The following is a 2,437-nucleotide window of genomic DNA, read 5'->3' as shown; positions in this document are numbered from 1 at the left end:
CTCTGACGCGCCCCCCGGCCCGCGCTGTGTCATGACGACGACAAGGTCGAATGTCTTCAGCGCCATCGCGATCAGGATCGCGCCAGCGGACAGAAAAACCGGCCAGATCGACGGGATGATGATCGAGACATAGATCCGCCAGGGCCGGGCGCCATCGAGGCTGGCGGCCTTGATGATCTCGCTGTCGACGCCGCGCAGGGCTGACAGGAACAGCACCATGACAAAGCCCGCGACCTGCCAGATCGCCGCGATGACGATGGCGTAGATCACCAGATCGGTGCTGCTGATCCAGGCGAATTCAAAATTGGGGTATCCCAGATCGCGGATGAATTTCTCGAATCCGATGGTTGGGTTCATGATCCAGCGCCAGACGACGCCCGTGACAACGAAAGCCAGTGCGATCGGATAGAGAAACAGCGTGCGGAACAGAGCTTCGGCGCGGATGCGCTGGTCGATCAGGATGGCCAGAAGCAGCCCCAGCGCCAGCCCGACCCCGACATAGATGACCGAGAAGACAAGAAAATTCTGAATCGCCAAGCGCCAGGGGCTGAATTTCCACAGCTTGATATAGTTGCTGAAACCGACCCAGTCCCAGACGGGCACCATCTTCGATGGGGAAAGCGAAACGGCGATTGTCCAGATGATAAAACCATAGACAAAGACCGTGATCGCGATCAGTGAAGGCGACATCGCCAGGATGGGGGCTGCAAACCGCCGCCAATCGGACATGTTCCGGCCTTTTTGGGTTGCCATTTCCCTCTCTCCCTTGAAGGCATGGCCCATTTCTGGACCATGCGATGGATCGGGCAGGTCAGCGGACCAGTTCGACCGATTCCAGCATCAGCTGCACCGCCTCATCCGAGGTCATATCGGGCATATTGAAATGCTGGGACGCCACCTGACGCACGGCTGCGGCAATTGCCGGATCGAAAGGCTGCATGGTGTAGATATCGCCGACCAGTGTCCCGGCGTCGTTATTCACCTTGAGATCGCTCATCGACTTGACCGCGCAGCTGTCATATTGCTCCAGCGGAACGCCAAGTCGAGCGGGGACCGATCCTTTGTGCAGCGTATAGGCGATTTCGGCATCTTCGTTCAGCAGCGTCGCCGCCAGCAGTTTTTGCCCTTCTGTCGCCTCGGCATTACCCTTTTCCTTGGTGAAAAAGCCAAGCGCGTTCGAGACCATGATCATGCCCGGGCGATCCGGCACATTGCCCGGAACGGGTGCGCAAAGGATATCCTCGCCCATGGTCGCGCCGGCCTGAATGAACTCGCCCTTGGCCCAGTCGCCCATGATCTGAAACGCCGCCTCGCCATTGCTGACCATCGCCGTGGCAAGGTTCCAGTCCCGACCGGGATAACCGCGATCGACATAGGTCGAAAGGATGCGCATCCGGTCGAACACCTGACGCGACGTGTCGGTGTCAATGGCCGCAGGATCGCCGGCGGCGATTGCCTTCAGATAGTCGGCGCCGCCGATTGCCAGTGCGACACCCTGATAAATGGTGCCGTCCTGCCATTCCTGACCGCCTGCCGCCAGCACGATCTTGCCGGCATCCGTGATCTTCTGCGCGGCGGCATCGAATTCTTCCCAGGTTTGCGGCATGCCGCCGATCCCTGCTTCTGCCAGAACCGCCGCATTCCCCCAAAGCCAGTCGATCCGGTGAATGTCAAAGGGAACGCAGGTGTAATGGCCGTCGGCCTTGGCGAAATCCTGCAGCAATGTCGGCAGAATCTCGTCCCATTTCTGGTCGGCGGCGACATCGTCGAGATCGACGATATAGCCTTCCTGATACCAGCGCGACGTTTCGGGGCATTTGGGCATGGCCGCGCCAGGACCATCGCCGGCCAGAACCCGCGCGCGCAGCGTGGTGTCATGAGAATCGCCCCCGCCGCCCGCAACGGGGGAATCGACCCAAGTGCCCCCGGCGGATTCGAACGCATCCTTGTAGGAATAGAATGCGGCAGCTTCACTGCCGGATGTGAAGAAATGCAGCACCTCCACAGCGTTTTCCTGCGATGACGCGAATGTCGGCATCACTGCTGCCGCTGTCACCGCGACTAGAGAAACGAAAGAATGTCTCATTTCAGCCTCCTCCCTGGCTTTTTTGTTGAAACGTGGTCTTCTTGTCTGCCGTGGTTCCCAAAGATCAGGCCGCAAACGACTTGCTTGAACGCTTGTTGCAGGACGCCATCTCTAAGCTGCCGGAAATGGACCCACCGCGCGGATGGTTGGCTGAACCGTCCGGAGCAACACGGTGGTAGTTTCAGCGCAAGATATATTGTAACGCTAAATCAAATGATGTGACTAGTCAACACTTCCTGTCAATGGGCAAGTTGTGACGGATTGATGGCGCGGTTGTCCTTGTCAGCGGCAGAAACTTGCCGGGCCTATCAGTATTATTTTCGCAAAAAAGGTTATTTGATAGCGAACGCG

The 2,437-nt window shown here is 58.4% G+C and carries 2 protein-coding genes; both read right to left on the bottom strand.

Annotated elements, in window-relative coordinates; genetic code table 11:
- On the bottom strand, window positions 1-753 hold a 753-nt coding region (locus ACK5L9_RS00325), incomplete at its 3' end, for a carbohydrate ABC transporter permease (protein WP_416909454.1).
- A gap of 58 nt (window positions 754-811) precedes the next feature.
- Complete coding sequence (locus ACK5L9_RS00320; protein ID WP_416909453.1) at window positions 812-2,086, bottom strand: ABC transporter substrate-binding protein; 1,275 nt, start codon at window positions 2,084-2,086, stop codon at window positions 812-814.
- Window positions 2,087-2,437 lie beyond the last annotated feature (351 nt).

The sequence above is a fragment of the Paracoccus sp. (in: a-proteobacteria) genome (genome assembly GCF_047973135.1).
In the GTDB taxonomy this organism is placed as follows: Bacteria; Pseudomonadota; Alphaproteobacteria; order Rhodobacterales; family Rhodobacteraceae; genus Paracoccus.
Note: the sequence above shows the minus strand (reverse complement) of the source record. Positions and strands in the feature narration are given on the sequence as shown.

Excerpts from the sequence above, each read along its gene's own strand:
- ACK5L9_RS00320 (WP_416909453.1), bottom strand. The coding sequence starts at position 2,086 with ATGAGACATTCTTTCGTTTCTCTAGTCGCGGTGACAGCGGCAGCAGTG.